General features: G+C 61.2%; 13 protein-coding genes and 1 tRNA gene. 7 read left to right on the forward strand and 7 right to left on the reverse strand.

Annotated features, from left to right (window positions below; translation table 11 throughout):
• Positions 1-111: 111 nt before the first annotated feature.
• Positions 112-1,839 (reverse strand): amidase, encoded by a 1,728-nt coding sequence (locus tag J4D52_RS27650; protein WP_063432303.1) that lies wholly within the window; start codon positions 1,837-1,839, stop codon positions 112-114.
• A gap of 431 nt (positions 1,840-2,270) precedes the next feature.
• Here J4D52_RS27650 and J4D52_RS27655 point away from each other — a divergent pair.
• Positions 2,271-2,345: transfer RNA gene (locus J4D52_RS27655), tRNA-Gln, on the forward strand.
• A gap of 145 nt (positions 2,346-2,490) precedes the next feature.
• Here J4D52_RS27655 and J4D52_RS27660 read toward each other — a convergent pair.
• Together J4D52_RS27660 and J4D52_RS27665 are read right to left on the reverse strand one after the other, a co-directional pair.
• Positions 2,491-3,183 carry a glutathione S-transferase family protein gene (locus J4D52_RS27660; RefSeq protein WP_063432301.1) on the reverse strand — a complete coding sequence of 231 codons (693 nt, stop codon included), beginning with the start codon at positions 3,181-3,183 and terminating at the stop codon, positions 2,491-2,493.
• Between the two features lie 105 nt (positions 3,184-3,288).
• Complete coding sequence (locus J4D52_RS27665; RefSeq protein ID WP_063432299.1) at positions 3,289-3,894, reverse strand: response regulator transcription factor; 606 nt, start codon at positions 3,892-3,894, stop codon at positions 3,289-3,291.
• Between the two features lie 276 nt (positions 3,895-4,170).
• Here J4D52_RS27665 and J4D52_RS27670 point away from each other — a divergent pair, with 276 nt between their 5' ends.
• Entirely contained in the window at positions 4,171-5,811 is a 1,641-nt protein-coding gene (locus J4D52_RS27670; protein WP_063432297.1) for a hybrid sensor histidine kinase/response regulator, read from the forward strand.
• Positions 5,812-5,837: 26 nt separating this feature from the next.
• Positions 5,838-6,512 (forward strand): histidine phosphatase family protein, encoded by a 675-nt coding sequence (locus J4D52_RS27675; protein ID WP_231103269.1) that lies wholly within the window; start codon positions 5,838-5,840, stop codon positions 6,510-6,512.
• 119 nt (positions 6,513-6,631) lie between these two features.
• Here J4D52_RS27675 and J4D52_RS27680 read toward each other — a convergent pair whose 3' ends face one another.
• Entirely contained in the window at positions 6,632-7,522 is an 891-nt protein-coding gene (locus J4D52_RS27680; RefSeq protein WP_063432295.1) for a LysR family transcriptional regulator, read from the reverse strand.
• 140 nt (positions 7,523-7,662) lie between these two features.
• Between J4D52_RS27680 and J4D52_RS27685 the strand changes: the two genes are divergently transcribed.
• Positions 7,663-9,087, forward strand: a complete 1,425-nt coding sequence (locus J4D52_RS27685; protein ID WP_102678010.1) for an MFS transporter — start codon at positions 7,663-7,665, stop codon at positions 9,085-9,087.
• Between the two features lie 142 nt (positions 9,088-9,229).
• On the opposite strand, the gene J4D52_RS27690 is transcribed toward J4D52_RS27685, so the two are convergent.
• Together J4D52_RS27690 and J4D52_RS27695 are read right to left on the reverse strand one after the other, a co-directional pair.
• Complete coding sequence (locus J4D52_RS27690) at positions 9,230-10,009, reverse strand: nucleotidyltransferase domain-containing protein (RefSeq protein ID WP_102678011.1); 780 nt, start codon at positions 10,007-10,009, stop codon at positions 9,230-9,232.
• 114 nt (positions 10,010-10,123) lie between these two features.
• Entirely contained in the window at positions 10,124-10,714 is a 591-nt protein-coding gene (locus J4D52_RS27695) for a hypothetical protein (protein WP_102678012.1), read from the reverse strand.
• Between the two features lie 433 nt (positions 10,715-11,147).
• On the opposite strand from J4D52_RS27695, the gene katG reads away from it, so the two are divergent.
• From katG to J4D52_RS27710, 3 genes are all read left to right on the forward strand, one after another.
• Positions 11,148-13,358, forward strand: a complete 2,211-nt coding sequence (gene katG / locus J4D52_RS27700) for a catalase/peroxidase HPI (protein WP_102678013.1) — start codon at positions 11,148-11,150, stop codon at positions 13,356-13,358.
• A gap of 606 nt (positions 13,359-13,964) precedes the next feature.
• On the forward strand, positions 13,965-14,243 hold the full coding sequence (locus J4D52_RS27705) for a DUF3077 domain-containing protein (RefSeq protein ID WP_102678014.1): 279 nt from the start codon (positions 13,965-13,967) through the stop codon (positions 14,241-14,243).
• A gap of 240 nt (positions 14,244-14,483) precedes the next feature.
• Entirely contained in the window at positions 14,484-15,452 is a 969-nt protein-coding gene (locus J4D52_RS27710) for a DUF4062 domain-containing protein (RefSeq protein ID WP_102678015.1), read from the forward strand.
• 212 nt (positions 15,453-15,664) lie between these two features.
• Here J4D52_RS27710 and J4D52_RS27715 read toward each other — a convergent pair whose 3' ends face one another.
• Positions 15,665-16,870 (reverse strand): hypothetical protein, encoded by a 1,206-nt coding sequence (locus J4D52_RS27715; protein ID WP_102678016.1) that lies wholly within the window; start codon positions 16,868-16,870, stop codon positions 15,665-15,667.
• Positions 16,871-17,124 lie beyond the last annotated feature (254 nt).

The following is a 17,124-nucleotide window of genomic DNA, read 5'->3' on the forward strand; positions in this document are numbered from 1 at the left end:
CGACCGCAGACTATTTGGGCGAGTGATGATGTCGAGGGACGGCCTGATGATTCAGGCTTGTCATTACCGGGCGGGATTGGAGGCAGAGCTGCTCCAATCCCGTCCTTTCCATTACTGACCAGCCACCTGTTTACTGTCCGCCAACGCCGGAGTCCGCGGCGGAATCAAGCGTTTGCTGCCGGTGGACTCGTAGGCTGCCGCCAGGCGCAGCAGGTTCGAGTCGTCGTAGGCGCGGCCGGCGAAGGTCAGGCCGATGGGCATGCCGATGTCCGGCATGACACCCATCGGTACGGTGACCGTGGGCACGCCCAGGTGGCGGATGGCGAGGTTACCGTTGGCCACCCAGATGCCGTTGCTCCAGGCGATATCCGCCGACGCGGGGTCGACATCGGCATTGGCCGGGCCGACGTCGGCCACGGTCGGGAAGATCACCGCATCGAGCCCCAGCTTGTCCATCCAGTCTTCCAGATCGATCTTCCGGGTTTTCTCCAGGCCGCGCAGGCCGTCGGGCACGGTAGGAATCTGATCCCAAGGGGTGATGCCGCGTTCGGCCATCTTCACGTACTCGTCCATGCCGGCGGCGAGGTCGCCTTCGCGGTTGGGCAGGGTGCCCGGGTCGTGAGGGAAAATCAGCGGGCCGTCGACGTCCACCAGGCGATTGAGTTGCGGGTCGCCGTTGGCCCGCAGGAAGTCATCGAAGGCCCAGGCGGTCAGGTCCCACAATTCATGGTGCAGGAATTCCTTGGACACCAGGCCGCGGTTGAACACCGTCGGCGCGCCGGGGCGATCGCCTTCGCAATTGGACACCAGGGGGAAATCCACTTCGAGCACTTCGGCGCCCGCGGCTTCGAGCGCCTGGCGCGCCTGCTGCCAGAGGCCGATCACCGAAGGGCGGGTGTCGATGCGTTGCCCGGTCGGGCCACCGATCCCCGGCGCCTCGCTGGTGCCTGCCTCAGGGTCGGCGTTGATGTACATGCGCGGCACGCCGAAGCGCTTGCCGGCCAGTGCGCTGCCGCTGGCGGCCAGTTCCTGATAGGAAGCCGGGCGCACCGAGGCCACGCTGGGGATCGGCACCCAGGGTTGCAGGCGCCACAGGTCGCCGCGGGTGTCCGGGTCTTCGGCGACCACCACGTCGAGCACTTCGAGCAGGTCGGCCATGGTCCGGGCATAGGGCACCACCACGTCCATGGTCGGGGTCAGCGGCCAGTTGCCGCGCACCGAGATCACCCCGCGCGAAGGGGTGTAGGCACACAAGCCATTGTTCGAGGCCGGGCCGCGGCCGCTCGACCAGGTTTCTTCCGCCAGGCCGAAGGCGGCGAAACTCGCAGCGGTGGCAGTCCCTGCGCCGTTCGATGAACCCGAGGCGAAGGGTGCGGTGAGGTAGTCGGCGTTGTATGGGCTTTCCGCGCGGCCATAGACCCCGCGCTGCATGCCGCCGTTGGCCATGGGCGGCATATTGGTCTTGCCCAGGCAGATCGCCCCGGCGGCGCGCAGCCGTTCGATGGTGAAGGCATCGCGATAGGCGATCAGGTTGGCGAAGGCAGGGCTGCCGGAGGCCGCGGTGAGGCCCTTGACCAGATAGCTGTCCTTGGCGGTGTAGGGGATACCATCGAGCGGACCCAGGGTTTCGCCCTTGGCCCGACGGGCGTCGGAGGCTTGGGCTTCCTTGAGGGAGTCGGGGTTGCGCACCACTACCGCGTTGAGGGCGGTGGGGGTGTCGGGGCCGTCGTAGGCATCGATCCTCGCCAGATAGGCCTGGACCAGTTCGACCGCCGTGGTCTGGCCAGATTCGAGCGCGGCGCGCAGTTGGGCAATGGAAACCTCGGTGACTTCGATCATGCTGTTACCGCCGGCTGCTGGTGGGTGATGTGGTGAAGGTTGCCATCACACTGGCGCTGGGGTTTGGGCGGCTTGGGCACATCGCTTATCTCACAATGGGTTTTCATATCGGTTCTCGTTGCGCGGCACGACGCGACTGGGGCTGGGCTACAACCTGAGCGGGGTATTTTGCACCAAGTTGCCGGCGGGGGAATCGCTAAACGCGTCGCCGTCGTTGTTGGCTGCTGATCAGCAGCTGGCGCCCGTTGTATGGCGGTTGCCAGGTATCGGCGGTTTTTACCTCAGTCCTGGCCTAAAAAGTAAGTAGCTGTTTTAAAAACAAATTTATGCATTTGTGGCTTCACAGACGACGAAAAAGTTGATAAATTTCCGCGCGTTCTTGCAGAGGTCTACCCACGGACCTTGCAGCGAGAGCAGGCAATACCAGAGATAGGGGCGTCGCCAAGCGGTAAGGCAGCAGGTTTTGATCCTGCCATGCGTTGGTTCGAATCCAGCCGCCCCTGCCATCTCTTATCCATTCAGGTACCCCTCAGCCGCCAGGCATGAGGCGAGTCCTCCCGAAACACTCCATCCTTCTGTTTTTATCAAACGCTCCCGTAATGCCCCGGTATCCGTGTGGATGCTCAAGCGGCCCGTTTTCTTGTGCCCGGATCACCCCATCGACTCGTCCTTGCCCGACTGCTGGTGAAAGCGCTGCGGGATGGCCTCGGCGAAGGGGTAATGGACAAAGTAGGGGCGGGCTTCGTCGATGACCCGTTGGAACGACGGCCGCTGTATCAGCCGCTCGAAATAGGCGTTCAGGTGGCGATGGTCGTCGGCAAAGGCCACGAGCGTACTGGCATAGAACAACGCCGGGGCGGCGGCGCAGTCGGCCAGGCTGAAGTCCGGGCTGGCCACCCAGATCCTCGAGGCCATGCGCTGCTCGAGCATGGCGTATGCGCTCAGCAGGGCTGCGCGTTCCTTGTTCAGGTCGCCGTTGGTGCCATACAGGCGATCGGCGACTATCCGCTGCATCGGCCCCTGGACGTGGCAATCGAAAAAACGGTCCCACAGCCGGACTTCCAGCGCACTGTCCCAATCCTCGGGAATCAATGGCTTCTGGCCCCTGTAAAACCGATCCAGATACTCGATGATCACGCTCGATTCCGGCACATCGCGCTGCCGGGCGTGATCACGGATGACCGGGAACTTGCCCAGCGGCCACAGGCTTTGCAGCTCGGCCCGGTCGGCGTCGTTGGCGAGATCGATGATGCGCTTTTCAAAGGCGATGCCGTGTTCGTACAGGGCGATCAGCACCTTGTGGCAGAACGACGACAACGGATGGAAATACAGGGTCAGCGGCATTGTCCGGTTCCTCGGTGAAGTGTGGGGCGCACGACTTGCCAGCAGGGAAACCCACACAGTATCGACCTGCCTGGGCGGCCACGCGCTGGCAGGCGACGAGCCGGGCTACAGTCCCCCTGAATACTTCACCGCCGCGGCGGCCCGCGACGGCACGTTGAGGATGCGCAGCAGCGAAGACACATGGATGCGCACGGTGAAGGGCGAGATCTCCAGTTCGCGGGCGATTTGCTTATTGGTCTTGCCCTGGGCGATCAGGCGCAGCACTTCGAGCTGGCGCGTGGTCAGGGTGGCGCCGGTGCCCAGGGGCAGCAGGCCGGAAGGGGCGAACTTGACCAGCACCTCGCCTTCGCGAATGGCCAGGACGGCCTGGCCGATCTCGTCCGGGGCGATGTTCTTGCCGATAAAACCGTCGATGCCGGCGGCCATGACCTCGCCGATCAGCGTCTGGTCATCGACCATCGACACCACGATCAGGGTGGTGCGCGGCAGTCGCTTGCGCAGCTCGGCCAACTGGCTGACGCAGGTCAGGCCTGGAAAACGCAGGTCGAGGATCAGCGTGTCCAGCTCGTCGCCGGCCTGGGTCAGGGTGAGTACGGTGTCCAGGTCGCCGGCCTGTTCGATCAGCGCATCCGGCAACAGGCGCTGGACAGTGCGCAACATGCCTTCGCGAAACAGCGGGTGATCGTCGGCTATGATGATCCGACATGCCATGAGGACCCTCCTTGGGTCGAGCTTTCCTAGGCTCTGTACGAAAAGTGGCTGCACGCTGGGCGCCTTCGGCGCTACGCAGGTCATGCTGCGTTAAAAACAGGCTCGGAATGCTCATGTAGGCCCCTACACTCCGCTTCCTCGTCTGTTTTTGCCTTGCCTGGCCTTCGCTCGCCGACTTTTCGTACAGACCCTTGAGGCATGCTACTTTAGCAGCGGGCCAGGTAACTGCCTGTGGTTCGTGCTGGGTATGACGACTACTGCACAAGGATGTTCCCCATGAAGTTCGAGAAAAACACCGAACTCGACCAAGCCAACCTGCGCACCATCGTGGGCAGCTGCGCTTTGGCCTATATCAGCGTACTCGGTTTCCTTCCCGGGCAGCGGGTCGATACCTACCTGCCAATCGTGATCTACATCGTCCTGTTCCTGCTGCTGTCGATTGTCCTGCGCCAGGCCATCGTGCGCTGGCCCGGGCATTATCCGGCGCGGCGGGTGCTGGGCATGGTCTATGACTACACCGGCACTTCGTTCGGCCTGGTGGTCGGCGGGGAAGCAGCGTTGCCGCTGTACGCGGTGATGGTCTGGGTCAACCTGGGCAATGGCATGCGCTTTGGTTCGCGTTACCTGGCGATCGCCACGGTCCTGGCGTTGCTGGCGCTGCTGGCCATCTATCGCCTGACGCCGCTGTGGCAGGCGCAGCCCTTCATGGTGCTGATGCTGTTGATCACCAGCACGGTGATCCCGATCTACGCCCATATATTGCTGGAACGCACGCGCAAGGCTTCGGAAGAGGCGATTGCCGCCAACCTGGAAAAGTCGCGTTTTCTCGCCCAGGCCAGCCACGACCTGCGCCAGCCGATCCACTCCATCGGCCTGTTCACCGCCTGCCTGCGCGAGGCGCGCCTGGGCGACGAGGAACGGCGCCTGGTGGACAACATCGACCGCTCGCTGCTCAACGTCTCGCAGCTGTTCCGCTCGATTCTCGACCTCTACACCCTGGACAACGGGCGAGTGCAGCCGAGCTTCCAGACCCTGCACCTGGGCGAATTCCTCGCCGACCAGGTGCGGCAGAACGCCGAGGCCGCGCGCTGGGCCGGGGTCGAGCTGCGCTTGCGCCCCTGCGCGCGCTGGGTCCGGGCGGACCCGGCGCTGCTCGCCACCATGGTCCAGAACGTGCTGTCCAACTGCTTCAAATACGCGGCCCAGCGCCCGGTGCTGATCGGCGTGCGCAAGCGCGGCGCGGGGCTGGCCATCGTCATCTATGACCAGGGCCGGGGGATTGCCGAGGAGCATCTGCCGAATCTGTTCGAGGAGTTCTATCGGGTGCGCGAGCTACGGGACAAGGACGTCGAAGGCGTGGGCCTGGGCTTGTCCATCGTCAAGCGCCTGGGGCAGTTGATGGGGCTCGAGGTGGCGATCCGTTCGCGGCTTGGCCACGGCACTGCGGTGAGCCTGTACGGGTTGCCGGTGGCGCCACCGCAGTTGCAAGTAGGCCGCCACGACGATGCGCGGCAGGCTGGGCTGCTGACCGGCTTGAAGGTGTGCTTGGTGGAGGATGATCGCAATGTGCTGCTGGCCACTTCGGCCTTGCTCGAGCGCTGGGGTTGTGTGGTTCAGGCCGAGCCTTGCGGCCGGGACCTGGTCAGCGACTGCGACGTCATCGTCGCCGACTATGACCTGGGCAACCACACCACGGGCATCGAATGCATCGACAGCCTGCGCCAGCAACGCGGCTGGGCGGTGCCGGCGCTGATCCTCACCGGGCATGAGGTCGAGAAGATCCAGGCCGCGTTGCACGACCGCAATATCGCCATCCTGTCCAAGCCGGTGCGGCCGGCCGAACTGCGTGGCAGCTTGCGCGCGCTGCGCCAGCATTCTGCGCCGGCATCGGTGGCGGGGGTCATGCCCGAGGTATGACAGAGCGGTCAAAGGTGCTGGCGTTATTGAGCGAGACTTGGCAACTCCTGGTGATTACCGGTAGGTACACTCTTCGCTCGCAATTGTTCGGGATGGATTTCATGCATTTATATGTCGTGCGACATGGGGAAACCTGGGCCAACGCCGAGCAGCGCTACCTGGGTGCGCTTGATCCCGGGCTTACCGAACGGGGAATGCAGCAGGCTCGCGCGCTTGAGGAGCAACTGCCGAGGAATATAGAGGTCATCGTCGTCTCTCCCCGCCTGAGGGCCCAGCAAACCGCGAGGATTCTTAATGGTGAGCTGAATCTTCCATTAGAGACCATGGACTGCTTCCGAGAGCGCGATGTCGGGGTTTTCGAAGGGTTGACCCAAGCAGAAGCAAGAGAACGCTACCCACAACTGTGGTCGCGAAATATCACGCGCCAATGGGCGATCGGACCAACCGGTGGTGAGTCGATTGCAGCGGTTGTGATTCGTGTACAGCAAGGCTTGGCGGTGCTGGCAGCGCTGCACCCGTCAAGAACGGTTTTGCTGGTCGCCCATGGCTTCGTTGCCAAGACCATTCGCGCGTTGGCCAAGGATGACTTTTCGGACTTTTTCGACTGGCAGCTCTCAAATGGAAGCCTATTGGTTTTGGAAAACCTCAAGACATCGCTGCGTTCTCCTGAGGTTTTGAAAAACACTCTGCCCGCTTTGTAACGACGCTACCTGTGTGACTGCAACTTGCGATGCAGGCACTGTCACCCTCATGGGATTGGCGCGCCGGTCGGTAAACAGCCAAGCACAGGGCAGCTGGTCTTCCCTTGGCAGCGCCTGACTCACTCCCCACACACTTCCCGCACGCAGTCGCGCAGCCAGCGATGCGCCGGGTCGCTGTTCATTCGCGGGTGCCAGAGCATGGACACGGTGATTTCCGGCGTGGCCACCGGCAGGGCGAAGCTGTGCAGGCCGCTGTGCAGGTTGTGGGTATGGCGTTCGGGGACGGCGGCGATCAGGTCCGAGGCGCGGACCAGCGCCAGGGCGGCGGAGAAACCGCCAACGACGGTGGCGATATCGCGCGCCAGGCCCTCCGCCTGCAATGCATCGTCCACCAGCCCGCGATCGAGACCCTGGCGCGATACCAGCACATGCTCGCCGGCGGCGTAACGGGCAGCGCTGATCGGCCCGCGGCTCAGCGGATGGCCGTTGCGCACCACGCCGATAAAACGATCGCGGAACAGCGCGCGGGTGTGGATTTCCGGGCTGGCGTTGGCGTCCACCACGCCGGTGTCGAGGTCGACCGTGCCGTCGCGCAGGGCTGTGCTGTCCTTGCTGGTTTTCTGCAGGAAATGCAGGCGCACCCCAGGGGCTTCGGTGCGCAGGCGAGCGACCAGGGCCGGGCCGAAGTTCTCGACGAAACCGTCGCTGCTGCGCAGGGTGAAGGTGCGCACCAGGCGCTGCAGGTCGAGCCGTTCGACGGGGCGCAGCATGGCTTCGGCGTCCTGTACCAGGTGGCCGACCCGCTCGCGCAATTCCAGGGCGCGGGGTGTCGGTACCAGGGCGCGGCCGGCGCGCACCAGCAGCGGGTCACCGGTGGTTTCGCGCAGGCGCGCCAGGGCCCGGCTCATCGCCGACGGGCTCAGCCGCAGGCGTTGGGCGGCGCGGGCCACGCTGCCTTCGGCGAGCAGCACGTCGAGGGTGATCAGCAGATTGAGATCGGGTGTGGACATAGCGGCAGCCCCGTCTGGCATAAGAGTGAGATGGCGTCAGACGCACGAATAACCTGCAAAGCCTGCGCCTTCCGCCATGTTAGACCGCGGGCTAGATTGGCGACAGCGCCGTTTCACGCGGGTCAGAGAGGGAGTGCAGAGTGAAGCCAGTCAGTACCGGATCAGAACCACAGGCTGTATCAGTCGGCTGGGCGCTGGCCAGCCTGTCGCTGTCGATGTTGCTGGCGTCCCTGGGCACCAGTATCGCCAACGTGGGCTTGCCGACCCTGGTGCAGGCGTTCGGGGCGAGCTTCCAGCAGGTGCAATGGGTGGTCCTTGCCTACCTGCTGGCGATGACCGCGCTGATCGTCAGCGTCGGCCGGCTCGGCGACCTGCTGGGGCGGCGGCGCCTGCTGCTGGTGGGGATCCTGCTGTTTACCCTGGCTTCGATGCTTTGTGCCGCCGCCCCGACGCTGGAGATGCTGATCGCCGCCCGGGCGCTGCAGGGTGTGGGCGCGGCGATCATGATGGCGCTGACCCTGGCCCTGGTCGGCGAGACCGTCAGCCAGGCCCGCACCGGCAGCGCCATGGGCCTGCTGGGCACGATGTCGGCGATCGGCACCGCCCTCGGTCCGTCCCTGGGCGGGGTGTTGATCGCCGGGTTCGGCTGGCAGGCGCTGTTCCTGGTCTGTGTGCCGTTGGGCGGGCTGACCTGGGCGCTGGCTTATCGGTACCTGCCGGCCGGTGGTCAGGCGCGAGCCCTTGAACGGGGGGCTTTCGATCCGCTGGGCACCTTGCTGCTGGCCTTCACATTGCTGGCCTACGGGCTGGCCATGACCCTGGGGCGTGGCCATTTCGGCTTGCTCAACGCTGGGCTGCTGTTGGCGGCGCTGCTGGCGGCCGGCCTGTTTGTCTGGGTGGAAGCGCGGGTGGCCGCGCCGCTGATACGCCTGGCGCTGTTTCGCGATGCGGCCTTGAGCGGCAGCCTGGCCATGAGCGCGCTGGTCTCGACGGTGATGATGGCGACGCTGGTGGTCGGGCCTTTTTACCTGGCCCACGGGCTAGGGTTGGAAACCCTTGCGGTGGGCCTGGCGATGTCGCTCGGCCCTTGTGTCACCGCATTGAGCGGCGTGCCGGCCGGGCGCATCGCCGATCGGTTTGGCGTGCGGCCGATGATCCTCGCCGGTCTTGGCGCCATGGCCCTTGGCTGCCTGATGTTGGCGTTGCTGCCAGCGAGCCTGGGCATCGGTGGCTACCTGGGGCCCATGGTTATCACCACCCTGGGTTATGCAACGTTTCAGACCGCCAACAACACTGCGGTGATGAGTGATGTGGGCGCCGAGCAGCGCGGAGTGATCTCCGGTCTGCTCAACCTGTCGCGCAACCTCGGGCTGATCACCGGCGCCTCGTTGATGGGCGCGGTGTTCGCCGCGGTGACAGGGGACCTCACCACGGCAAGCGCCGAGGCTATCGCCAGCGGTATGAGTTTCACCTTCGCCCTGGCGACTGGGCTGGTGTTCATGGCGATGCTGGCGGCCCTGCTCAGCCAGCAGCGTCGATGGCGGGCGCTGGATTCAGTGGCTTAGTTCTGAGCCATGTCGGGACGTGGCAGCAAGACACCCCAGCCTCTGTAGGAGCGAGGCTTGCCCGCGATAACCTAATGTCATTCGACGTAGAAGGCCGATCCTGTCGCGAGCCATCGACCAGCCGCTCCTACAGATAGGCCGTTCAATCCTGAGTGCTTTCCCCCGCCAGCAACGCACTGTAGGCCCGTAGCCGCTGCACGAACTCACTCACCGAACCCTGGGGCACATAGGCCTGCTTGAGAAAGAACGCGGCGTACTCGGCCATTCCCGGTTCGGCCGCCGACAGCAGCTGCGCATGCTCCTCCAGGGTGGTCGGCCAGCCGCGTTCCTGCTCGCCGCGCAGCAGGTTGGCCGAGCGCAGCGCCTTGCGCGCCGCAGCCCGTTGCAGGCGTTGTTGCTGCAAGGGTTCGCGGCTTTGTTCCAGCTGCTGCGCGTAACCTTCCAGCACCTGGGGGAAGTCGCCATTCAGCGCCAGGGCGATGGTCCGGCTCGGGCGGAAGGGCTCGAAGCGCAGCCCCAGGTCATTGCCCCAGATGCAGCGGCACTGATGCTTGAGCCAGAAACCCCAGCGGTAGCGATTGTCGGGCGCCAGCACCTCGCTGAGCACGCCGATATCGAAATCGATCTTCGACACTTGCGGGTGCCGTGCCTCCAGCTCCTGCCGAGTCTCCTCCAGCCGCTGGCGCTCCTCGGGGCTCGGCGCCCAGGCCAGCACCAGGGTCACATCCAGGTCGGAGGTGCCCGGCCGCGCATCGCCACGGGCCACGCTGCCGTACAGGTACAGGCCGTCGAGCAGCGCCGGAAAACGCCGCGAGAGCATCGCACAGAGCTCATCCACCAGAGGGCTGAACACCGGTTGCAACGGCTGGTCGGGTAGGGACTGGATAAAACCTTTGGCGTCGACGCCTGGGTACTGCGACATGGTGATCTCGATGGGGCGATGGCGATGAAAACCGCCCGGGCCAGGCGGGCGGTTGGCAGACAGTCTGGCTGACTTCACGGATCGCGCAAGCCGGCGCGGTTCAGCGCCACGCTCTCAGGGGTCGAGGCTCGCCAGATCGTTACCCAGTAGCGTCGGCGACTCGCCGCTGATGGCGCACAGCAATGCGCTGATGCTTTCCCCCTCGACCGTGCCGCGTTCTTGCAGCAGGTCCGCCAGCGCGCCGACCGCCGGCCAGTAGCGGTGCACCAGGCAGCTGGCACGAGCCATGGCCCGGGATTCGGCGTCGAGCAGCTTGCGCGGCGGCAGCAGGCAGATCAACTCATGGCCGCGGCTCAGGTCGCTGCGGCCGCTGCCCCTGATCAGCCTGTCGGATCGGCCATGGCGGTAGATCGCTTCGGCCATCGGGCCGGCAAAGCAATGCAGCAGGTCGCGCTCGATGGCCTCGACCATCGACGGCAGGTATTCGGCAATTCCCGGGGCATCGAAGGCGGGGCGCGGGACCAGGTAATCGGCCTCCACCAAACCTTCTACATAATGCGCGGTGCCACGCAGATCGAGCATCGGACCAGCGGCCGCTTCGGCCCTGGTGCGCACGCTGACACGGGCGATCGGCTGACCGTTCCACCAGAAGGCCAGGGCGTGGCCGGCTTCGTGGATGGCTGTGCAACGCGGGCGCTGGTTCATGGTCTTCTCCCGTGCTGGGCAGGCTTGGGGCGTGACGAAAGCGCGCCAGGCGCCGGAAAGCAGGCGACCCCGCAGGCGTTGTCCCTATCATTGGCTTCAACTGCGCAGGGCGGATAAAAGCTTGTTCCTATCAACAAGCAATAGCCCGGCTATTAGCGATCCGCCACAGAGGGTCTAGCCTTAATTCAGCGTCGGCGTCAGCCGGCCGGATGAGACCTGATCAAGAGATAACGAAGAACGAGTCAGAAGCGTACTGGGCTTACCGTGGGCCACCGTCCTGGCAACTTGCTTGCCACTCTTCAGCAGCCTGTGGCCACAACCATCAGTTAAGCGAACTGTGAGCCCTGCAACCTATGTCATTGCTTTCGCCTGTCGCTATTCAGCGCCCGCCCGGGCCGGATAGCTGGATGAATACGACCAAAGGTAGCTCCTCATGGCAAACGAATCGAAATGCCCGTTCAACCACGCCGCCGGCGGTGGTGTCACCAACCGCGACTGGTGGCCGAACCAACTGAACCTGAAGATCCTGCACCAGCACTCGTCCCTGTCCGACCCCATGGGCGCGGATTTCAACTACGCCGAAGCTTTCAAGAGCCTGGACTTCCAGGCCCTGAAACAAGACCTGAACGCGCTGATGACCGACTCCCAGGACTGGTGGCCCGCCGACTTTGGCCACTATGGGCCGCTGTTCATCCGCATGGCCTGGCACAGCGCCGGCACCTACCGCACCGGTGACGGGCGCGGCGGCGCTGGTTCCGGCCAGCAGCGTTTCGCGCCGCTCAACAGCTGGCCGGACAACGTCAGCCTGGACAAGGCGCGGCGCCTGCTATGGCCGATCAAGCAGAAGTACGGCCGCAACATCTCCTGGGCCGACCTGATCGTCCTCGCCGGTAACGTCGCCCTGGAATCCATGGGCTTCAAGACCTTCGGTTTTTCCGGCGGTCGCCCGGACGCCTGGGAGCCGGATGAGGATGTCTACTGGGGCGCCGAAAGCACCTGGCTGGGGGGCGACACCCGCTATGGCAAGGGGCCGGGAGCCCCCGCCGCCGAGCCGGGGCGCAACCTGGAGAACCCGCTGGCCGCGGTGCAGATGGGCCTGATCTATGTGAACCCGGAAGGCCCCGAAGGCAACCCGGACCCGGTCGCGGCGGCGGTGGACATCCGCGAAACCTTCGCCCGCATGGCGATGAACGACGAAGAAACCGTGGCCCTGATCGCCGGCGGCCATGCCTTCGGCAAGACCCACGGCGCCGGGCCCGCCAGCAATGTCGGCGCCGAGCCCGAAGCTGCCGGCCTGGAGCTGCAGGGCCTGGGCTGGAAAAGCACCTTTGGCAGCGGCAAGGGCGCCGACGCCATCACCAGCGGCCTGGAAGTGACCTGGACCACCACGCCCACCCGCTGGAGCAACAACTACCTGGAAAACCTGTTCGGCTTCGAGTGGGAACTGACCAAGAGCCCGGCGGGGGCGCACCAGTGGACGCCGAAAAACGGCGCGGGCGCCGGCACCATCCCGGATGCCCACGACCCGTCCAAGCGGCGCAACCCGACCATGCTGACCACCGACCTGTCGTTGCGTTTCGACCCGATCTACGAACCGATCTCGCGGCGCTTCCTGGCGAACCCCAACCAGTTGGCCGACGCCTTCGCCCGCGCCTGGTACAAGCTGATCCACCGCGACATGGGCCCGCTCTCGCGCTACCTAGGCCCGGAAATGCCCAACGAAGAACTGCTGTGGCAGGACCCGCTCCCCGCAGTCGACCACCCCCTGGTCAACCACGGCGATGTCGCCACCCTCAAGAGCAAGCTGCTGGCTTCGGGCCTGTCGGTGTCCCAGTTGGTATCCACCGCCTGGGCGGCGGCCTCCAGCTTCCGTGGCTCCGACAAACGCGGCGGCGCCAACGGCGGGCGCCTGCGCCTGGCCCCGCAGAAGGACTGGGCGGCCAACCAACCAACGCAACTGGCGACGGTGCTGCAAACCCTGGAAGACATTCAGCGCGACTTCAACAGCGCGCAAACCGGCGGCAAGAAAATCTCCCTGGCCGACCTGATCGTGCTGGCCGGCAGCGCCGGCATCGAACTGGCGGCGAAAAATGCCGGGCTCACTATCAGCGTGCCGTTCACCCCGGGCCGCACGGATGCGAGTCAGGAACAGACGGACGTCCAGTCCTTCGCTCACCTCGAACCCATCGCCGATGGCTTCCGTAACTACCTCAAGGGCCACTACCGCGTGCCCGCCGAGGCCCTGCTGGTGGACAAGGCGCAACTGCTGACCCTCACCGCACCGGAAATGACCGCGCTGATCGGCGGCCTGCGCGTGCTCGACATCAACGTCGGCCACACCCCCCACGGCGTCTTCACCATGCGCCCGGGGGCGCTGACCAACGACTTTTTCGTCAACCTGCTGGACATGGGCGTGGAATGGAAACCGCTGTCCGACGCCCAGCAAGAGTTCGAAGCCCGCGACCGCAAGACCGGCCAAATCAAATGGACCGGCACCCGCGTCGACCTGGTCTTCGGCTCCAACGCCCAACTGCGGGCATTGGCCGAGGTCTATGCCAGCGCGGATGCGCAGGAGCAGTTTGTGAAGGACTTTGTCGCGGCCTGGGTCAAGGTGATGAATCTGGATCGGTTTGATTTGAGGTGAGGGGGCTTTGAGGTCTGGAAGTGAAAGCCCTCGACCTGAGTGTTCAGGTTGGGGGCTGGAGTAGAGGGCTTATTTGCTGCTGAGTGTTTCTGTAAGTCCGTAACGCCTTCCTGTGGGGAGGCGTTTTTTTGTCTGCCCGAAAAGGACGTGGCGCAATGGGGTTGGGCTGATGAGCGCTGACTAAGGTTTGCAGCGGAAATAGTGGGAGAATTTGACGGTTGGACATGGACATAAACAGCGACGCTTTAGCTGTTGCCCCACCCTGAGCACAAACCTAGTCTCTCCCTGTCGCTGCAAAATCAGCGATCGGGCCTGAGAACCCGGTAAGATGCAGGCGCACAAGCGCCCGCCCACAATTGCTGGCGCATTTTTGCGCCCGCCAATTCGTGTTATGGCGGCTGTGCGTGGGAGACCTTCGGGTCTGCCGGGTTCCTGTATCTCCGGTTTCTCAGCCTGCGCACAGCTGCCACCCATTCGCCTGAGAACGAAGGTGACAGCTCTCATTTCTGATATGGGAGTTTCAACCATGTACGCCCGTAATCCGTCTGGACCTCGCCTTTCTTTACTCAATAACACCCGCTTCCTGGCTGTTGCAGGAGGTGATCTATGAGCACTCCAACCCCGATAAAAACCCTGGGCTTCGTCACCTTCGGCGCCTGCGCCGACCTTGAACAAACCCTATTCCGCGTCAACGCCGACGTTCCCTTGCAGCAAGCCTTGGAACATGCCTCGACCCTGCTGTACTACGCCAAGAAACTCGCCCTGGATGCCGCCATGGAAGAACAGGGCGAGCGCTATGCCTGGGCTTCGCACTTTCTGGCAGAGATGGGAAAGGCGGTGATTGATGATGTTTGTTTGGGGTTGAAGGGTGGAGAGGGGCGGTGAGTTGGTTCTGATTTGGGGCTCTTTGCGTGAACCAAGAAAAACGCCGCTTATCGTGGGTGATGAGTGGCGTTTTATTGTATGGAGGACTGCTTTCGGCCAAAAACTGCCGTTGATCACAGTGTCAAAATAACCAAAAGCCGAAGCTTAAACCTGTCTATGAAGGCAGAGGCGATTCAGATGGACATTACAGTTTTGTTTAGATATTTTCAGCGCTCAAGGGAATGCTTTTTTGGTGACTGAATGAAACGTAAATTACAAGTTTTTATATCTAGCACTTATCTCGATCTAATTGAGGAGCGTCAAGCAGCAGTAAGTGCGATCTTAAAGGCTGGGCATATCCCCGCGGGCATGGAGCTTTTTACCGCGGGTGATCGATCCCAGCTAGATACTATTAACTCATGGATTGATGAGTCTGATGTCTATATGCTCATTCTTGGTGGGCGATACGGTGCAGTAGAACCCACATCCAATGTAAGCTATACGGAGCTCGAATTTGATTACGCGGCATCTCAGAATAAGCCGATGTTTGCGGTTGTTATTAAAGATGATGCTCTGGAGGACAAAGTTCGAGCTCATGGCACTAATTTTTCGGAGAAGGAAAACCCCAAAGAGCTAAAGCTGTTTCGTACAAAAGTGCTTAGCCGAATCTCATCCTTTTTTGAGGATGTGAAAGATATTAAGCTTTGCGTACATGAAACTCTTGCAGATTACTCAACTAATAGAGAACTTTCCGGCTGGGTATCTGGAAGTGAAATAGTAGACTCCAAGCCATTAATGGATGAGATAAATAAACTGTCCAGCGAGAATACTGAGCTGAAAGAGAAAGTCAGCCAGCTTGAGCATCGTTTGGCGACTATTCCTGCGCCAAACAAGGAAGACTCTGCTAAGTTTGACGAACTGAAAGATACCTTGTCAAAAACAAACATTAGTTTGCCGAAGGACATTGATGACGGAGGTAAGGATGTTGAAATAACTTTACTGAAAGCCTTCGATGTGGCTAAAGATGCTCTTATTACAGGGGTTACCAATAGGGGCGGAATGTCTGATTATCATCGCTTTGTTTTTTTCAATATAAGCCCAAAGCTGCAGATTCACGGCTTGGTAGATAATGAAAAAGTTGCAGGGGTTCAGTATCGTCGCTGCTATGTGACTCCATTAGGGCTGAGGTTTTTAGCATATCTGGAAAAGTCAAAGTTAGAGAGCCTATAAGGGAGTCAGATTGTTTTTAACGGGGGCAAGCCTTGAATCGACCCCAGATTAATAGATTCTTTAAGTGTCTGCTTCTGGCCGTTAGCAGCCCTGCCCGAAGGGCTGCTTTGGGTTGTGAATTCATGGCGTCACACGCGATGAAATCAAGCGTTTACTGCTTTGTTGGGTATTGCTATCTATTTGGTACGCAAGGGGATGCAATAGCTCCTTATCTAGCGCCTATTTGCCTTGGTTGTTTGCTCAAATAGAGATTTAAGGTCTCGTTCGACAAATTGGTGGGGAGTCCATCCTCCGATAAGCTTGTCGACGATAAATGTGTCTATAGCCCCAGCAGTGATCCCGGCGACGGTACCCACTCCGCCAGCACCTATTATGTCAATGCCTAAACCAATACTGGTGAAAATCGACCATCTAATGGTTTTCCCAGGAAGCCTTTCGATCCAGGAGTCTTTAATCGTTTCTTGGTAGTACGCTTTGACGAGGTTTGCGTCTGCTGGTTGTTCACGTAACCAGTGACGAAACTTGTCTGCAGAATCAAGCAGCTTAACTACTTCTATGAATGGGACTACCCCCAAATTAACCGCTTCTCGAATCGTATGGCTTCCCGTTAGCGTCATATCCGTAAAGCTTTCGAGTGACCGACGGCTTTGGTTATAGTTCTTGACTACAGCCTCTACAGCACTTGCTTGCACTACCTTTTCAATGGGGTGCACTGCGATTTCTGTATTGAGAGTGGCCGCCAGAAATGTGCCTTGGTATGCCTCCTGGATTATCGCCAGAATGTAAGCGTCTGTGAGGGATGAGTGCTCTGGAGGTACTACCCGGTGGTAGATTTTATTGAGCCTTGAAAAGTCGATGTTGGTGTCTACCGTGAACCCCCCAGCGTGCTCTCGTTCAACCTTAAATCGAAAATCGCTTGGGTATCCAAAGTTAGGTGCTACCTCATGAATAAGGGCTTTGACCGTTCCTTGGATTGTTTCGTCATGAGAGAAGGCTTGAAGCAAAGATTCTTGATCAAAACCACTGTAATTCAAGCGTTTGAGAAGCCTTGTAAACTGACTTGCGCCTATTTTGGCTTGACTGGTATTACCTGCAGCGTTCCGAAATTTCTGTGGTCCTACCTTTTCGATTGCATGGTCAGGAGAGGAAAATTTGATCAGGCTGTGTAGCGAGCGGCCGTTACTTAGCTTGTTAGTAGAGACCCCAGTGTTGTCCTCCATGTAATGGATCTCCAGCCTTCCATCACGTAGGAGGTCCAGGAGGATAAACGGGGGAATATGAGCAAGCAGATGCTCAATGGTCCCACTGTTAGCGGCAACCACCACCCGACCGTAGAAAATTAGTGCTTCAGCGAGCGCCCCGATATCAATTAGCGGGCCTGGCCCTATCGTATTTCTGAAAGTAATTGCTTCGAACATAATCACTCTATCGTAAGGGACACGAAAACCGTGGGGGAGTCGGTTCAGGATAGGTCATCAGTTGGGACCCGTTGCGACTTTAGATTCTTCCTCACCTTGGAACGCTTATTCCATAACTGAGCCTTGTGCGAACGTTGTTTTTTTATTCTTATCAAGCACCTAGGACTGCACTATTTCCTTTTACACAGCCAGCAGCAATTGAGATCCAAATTGAGCCTAGACACTGACCGCTTTTAGCCGAAACCGCCATTCAC

The sequence above is a fragment of the Pseudomonas sp. GW460-12-10-14-TSB1 genome, from assembly GCF_017349775.1.
GTDB classification, from domain to species: Bacteria; Pseudomonadota; Gammaproteobacteria; order Pseudomonadales; family Pseudomonadaceae; genus Aquipseudomonas; species Aquipseudomonas piscium.